Source organism: Roseovarius halophilus (ex Wu et al. 2025), assembly GCF_047086965.1.
The window spans coordinates 1-4,755 of sequence record NZ_JBKOTX010000305.1 but is presented as its reverse complement, the minus strand read 5'-3'; the positions used below and the strand labels follow the sequence as shown (position 1 = coordinate 4,755).

General features: G+C 70.9%; 3 protein-coding genes and 1 pseudogene. All 4 read left to right on the top strand.

Going from position 1 to position 4,755, the window contains the following annotated elements; translation table 11 throughout:
• Positions 1 to 202 precede the first annotated feature (202 nt).
• Positions 203 to 1,174: a KpsF/GutQ family sugar-phosphate isomerase gene (locus tag ACH107_RS30140; RefSeq protein WP_412509388.1), complete on the top strand. Its 972-nt coding sequence runs from the start codon at positions 203 to 205 to the stop codon at positions 1,172 to 1,174.
• Between the two features lie 3 nt (positions 1,175 to 1,177).
• Positions 1,178 to 1,969 carry a 3-deoxy-manno-octulosonate cytidylyltransferase gene (locus ACH107_RS30135; protein WP_412509387.1) on the top strand — a complete coding sequence of 264 codons (792 nt, stop codon included), beginning with the start codon at positions 1,178 to 1,180 and terminating at the stop codon, positions 1,967 to 1,969.
• A gap of 3 nt (positions 1,970 to 1,972) precedes the next feature.
• On the top strand, positions 1,973 to 2,818 hold the full coding sequence (gene kdsA, locus ACH107_RS30130; protein ID WP_412509386.1) for a 3-deoxy-8-phosphooctulonate synthase: 846 nt from the start codon (positions 1,973 to 1,975) through the stop codon (positions 2,816 to 2,818).
• A gap of 173 nt (positions 2,819 to 2,991) precedes the next feature.
• Positions 2,992 to 4,755 (top strand): annotated as a pseudogene (locus ACH107_RS30125) (hypothetical protein); the annotation flags it as partial.

Here is a 4,755-nt window from a genome sequence, read left to right as displayed (position 1 = left end):
TCCGACAACAGCCATCCCAGCGGCCAATGCCGATGGCAGCCTCACGCTGGGGGGCGCGGCGCTGACCCCCGCGATCCGCGACCGGCTGCGCCGCTGGCTTGCCGACGCGGGCTGAGGCGCGGCCGGCAAAACACACATTCCGCCCGCCGCCGCGATTTGCTATGTCGCCGCCACGCCCCGGGAACCCGCCCAAGGAGGTTTCATGCCCGACACCGCCCCGCCCCCGTCCCACGCGGATGCCGCGCGCTCCGTTCTCGCGCTCGAGGCGCAGGCGCTGACCCGGCTGGCCGAGGATCTGCCGGCCGATTTCGCCGCCGCCGTGGCGCATATCCTCGACATGAAGGGACGGGTCATCGTCTCGGGGCTGGGCAAGTCGGGCCATGTGGGGCGAAAGATATGCGCCACGCTCGCCTCCACCGGCACGCCCGCCTATTTCGTCCATGCCGCCGAGGCCAGCCACGGCGATCTGGGCATGATCACCGCCGAGGATGTCTGCGTGCTGATCTCGAATTCCGGGGAAACCGCCGAACTGGTCGAGGTGCTGGGCTATACCCGGCGCTTCGGCATCCCCGTGGTCGGCATTTCCAGCCGGGCCGACAGCGCGCTGATGCGCCATGCCGATTACCGCCTGACCCTGCCCGCCATGCCCGAGGCCTGCCCGATCGGCATGGCGCCCACCACCTCGACCACCATGACCATGGCCCTGGGCGATGCGCTGGCCGTGGCGCTGATGCGCGCGCGCGGTTTCGAGGCGGGGCATTTCCGCGAATTCCACCCGGGCGGCAAGCTGGGCGCGCAGCTACGCCACGTCTCCGAACTGATGCACGGGGCCGACAGCCTGCCGCTGGTCGCCCCCGCCACCCCGATGGGCGATGCACTGCTGGTGATGTCGGCCAAGGGGTTCGGCATCGTCGCCGTGGCCGAGGCGGACGGGCCGCTGCAGGGCATCGTCACCGATGGCGATTTGCGCCGCAACATGTCCGGCCTGCTGGACAGCACCGCCGGGGCCATCGCCACGCGCGACCCGGTGACGGTGACACCCGACATGCTGGCGGCCGAGGCGTTGGCGCTGATGAACGACCGCCAGATCTCGGTGCTGCTGGTGGTGGATGCGGCGCGTCGTCCGCTGGGGGTGCTGCATGTGCATGACTGCCTGCGCGCCGGGGTGGTGTGAGCCATGAAAACCGTTGTCGTCATTCCCGCCCGCCATGCCTCGACCCGCTATCCCGGCAAGCCGCTGGCCGAGTTGACCCTGCCCGACGGGACGAAAAAGAGCCTGATCCGCCTCAGCTGGGAAGCCGCCCGCGCGGTGCGCGGCGTCGACGCCGTCCACGTGGCCACCGACGACGCGCGCATTCGCGACGCGGCCCATGCCTTTGGCGCGCAGGTCGTCATGACCAGCCCCGACTGCCGCAACGGGACCGAACGCTGCGCCGAGGCGGTCCGGACGGCCGGGATCGACGCCGATCTGGTGGTCAACCTGCAGGGCGACGCGCCGCTCACCCCCGCCTGGTTCGTCGAGGATCTGATCGCCGCGATGCGCGCGGATACCGCCGCGCAGGTCGCTACCCCCGTCCTGCAATGCGACGCGCGGACCTATGGCCATTTCATCGAGGATCGCAAGGCCGGCCGGGTCGGGGGCACCACGGCCGTTTTCGGCCGGGCGCGTCACGCGCTCTACTTCTCCAAGGAGGTGATCCCCTATATCGACCCGGGCAAGCTGCCCGAGCGGGACATCCCTGTCTGGCATCACGTGGGGGTCTATGCCTACCGGCCCGCGGCGCTGCAGGCCTATATCGGCTGGCCCGAGGGGCGGCTGGAAACGCTCGAGGGGCTGGAACAGCTGCGCTTTCTCGAAAACGGCGTGCCCGTGGCCTGCGTGCCGGTCGAGGGGCGCGGCCGTGTCTTCTGGGAGTTGAACAACCCCGAGGACATCCCCCGCATCGAGGCCGCGTTGAAAGGGCTCTGAACCATGGACATCACCCGCACCCGCCCCGTCACCATCGGCGACATCCCCGTCGGTGGCGCCCACCCGGTGGCCTTCATCACCGGGCCCTGCCAGCTGGAAAGTCTCGATCACGCCCGGATGATGGCCGACCGCATCGCCGAGGCCTGCGCGCCCACCGGCACGCGCTTCGTCTTCAAGGCCAGCTACGACAAGGCCAACCGCTCCTCGCTGGGCTCCGAACGCGGGCTGGGCATGGAAACGGGGCTCGAGATACTGGGGCGCATCCGGGACGAATTCGGATGCCCGGTGCTGACCGACGTCCACCTGCCCGACCAGTGTGCCCCGGCGGCGGCGGTCTGCGACGTCCTGCAGATCCCGGCCTTTCTCTGCCGCCAGACCGACCTGCTGCTGGCCGCGGGGGAAACCGGCGCGGTGATCAACGTGAAAAAGGGCCAGTTCCTCGCGCCGTGGGACATGGCCAACGTCGCCGCCAAGATCGCCAGTACCGGCAATGACCGCATCCTGCTGTGCGATCGCGGCACATCCTTCGGCTACAACACGCTGGTCAGCGATTTCCGGGGCCTGCCGGTCATGGCCGATACCGGCTACCCGGTGGTGTTCGACGCCACCCATTCTGTGCAGCAGCCCGGCGGGCAGGGCGCCACCAGCGGCGGCCAGCGCGACTTCGCCCCGGTGCTGGCCCGCGCGGCCTGCGCCGTCGGGGTCTCGGCGCTGTTCATCGAAACCCACCAGGACCCGGACAACGCGCCCAGCGACGGGCCCAACATGATCCCGGTGGACAGGCTGGGCGCGCTGGTGGCCGAGCTGCGCGGCTTCGACACCCTGCACAAGCACGGCCCCGGCGCCTGAGCCGGCACAGCCGGGCCGTATGCAGTGTTTCGCGCGCGAAACATCCCGCTTCGCAGGATTTTCATTTAACTGTTCGTGAATGCCGTCTCGGGGTCACAATTCGTTAAGCCGCCCCTAGGCCGTTTCGCCCAGTCTTAACCCCGCGTGGGGGCGCGGGAAAGGGTGTGGCGACGATGCCGGTCAGGTTGCGGCATACAGGCACTGTTCATGCAGAAAACTTCGAATTCGCCCAGGGTGCGGCGGCGATCGCGGCGCTGCCGGACGGGCATTTCTCGGTGGCCGATTACGCCACCGGCGTGACCCGGCTGATCCGCCCCGGCCCTGCCGGCCCGGCCCTCGTGGAGGACTGGTGGCACGAAAGCGGGCAGCGCACCGAATTGCCCCTGCCCGGCCATCCCGGCGCCCTGCCCCCGGCGCTGATCGCCGAGCTGCTGGACAGCTGGGAGGCCGGCGCGCGCAGCGCCCGGCCGGCCTACCTTGCCGAGGGCGGGATCCAGGCCGAGGCGGCCAGCCTGCTGGGCCTGCGGCAGGACGGGCAGGCGTACCTGCTGGCCGCCGCCGATGGCGGGCAGGGCATCGCCGCCGTGCGGCTGGATGATGCCTCCGGGGTCGAGTCCGTGCAGGCACTGGACGATACCGGCGGGACCTACCTTGCGAACGTCTCTGACATGGCGCTTGTCGAGCTGGACGGCGCGCTGCATGTTTTTGCCGGCTCGGCGCGCGAGCATGGGCTGACCGGCGCGCGCCTGACGCCCGAGGGCGGGCTGGAGCGGGGCGAAAGCCTTGGCCGCGACGAAAGCCTGCCGGTACAGACCGTCACCGCGCTTGCCACGGCCGAGGTGGCCGGGCAGCCCTTCCTGCTGGTCGCGGCCTCGGACAGTTCCAGCCTGACCGTGCTGGCCGTGGCCGGGGACGGCACGCTCGACGTCGCCGATCACGTGATCGACGACCGGGAGACGCGTTTCGCCGGCGCGACGCAGCTCGAAGTGGTGAGCCTTCAGGGCCATGTCTTCGTGCTGGCCGCCGGAAGGGATGCGGGGCTCAGCCTGTTCCGCCTGACGGCCGAGGGGCGGCTGGTGCATCTCGACAGCCTCGCGGACGGGGCCGACATGGCGCTCGACGGTGTCTCGGGGCTGGCTGCGCAGGCCCGCGCCGGCGGGCTCGATATCCTGACGACCGCGGCGGGTGACGCGGGGTTGAGCCTTTTCAGGGTCGATTTCGAAGCGGCCGGTGCGGTCACGCAGGCGGCTTCGGGGCGTCTCGACGGCACGGGGGATGACGACATGCTTTCGCTGCGCAACGCCGCCGGGGACCTGCGCGGCGGGGCGGGCGAGGATATCCTGAGCGACGGGCCGGGCTCGGATACGCTGCGCGGCGGGCCGGGGGCGGATCTCTTCGTGCTGCGCGCGGACGGGGCGCGCGACATGATCGCCGATTTCACCCTTGGCGAGGACAGGCTCGACCTGTCGCTCTGGCCTTTCCTGCGCAATGCCGCGCAAATTGACATCGAGAGCACGGGGCAGGGGGCCGTGCTGCGTTTCGGCGCGGAAGACCTTGCGCTGCGCAACAGCGCGGAAGAGCCGTTCGAGGCGGACGACCTGCCAGTGATGCTGCACGGCTTCCTGTCGCATGTCGATGTCACGCTCGGGCCGCTGGAAACGGCCCCGCCGCCGCCCGACTCCGCGCCCTTCCCCGACACGGTGCCACCCGTGCCCGCGCCGGCGCCGTCGTCCGACGGCGATGAGCCGGACGAGGCGGCGCCGCAGACCCTGCTGGGCGGCGAGGGCGATGACCGGCTCGAGGGCGGGCCGGGGGATGACGTGCTGGCCGGGCGCGGCGGCAATGACACGCTGCGCGGGCAGGTGGGCGATGACATGCTGGCCGCCTCGGACGGCGATGACCTGGCCGACGGGGGCGCGGGGCGCGACAACATGGGC

Coding starts and splice junctions, on each gene's coding strand:
- kdsA (WP_412509386.1), top strand. CDS start 1,973: ATGGACATCACCCGCACCCGCCCCGTCACCATCGGCGACATCCCCGTC.
- ACH107_RS30140 (WP_412509388.1), top strand. CDS start 203: ATGCCCGACACCGCCCCGCCCCCGTCCCACGCGGATGCCGCGCGCTCC.
- ACH107_RS30135 (WP_412509387.1), top strand. CDS start 1,178: ATGAAAACCGTTGTCGTCATTCCCGCCCGCCATGCCTCGACCCGCTAT.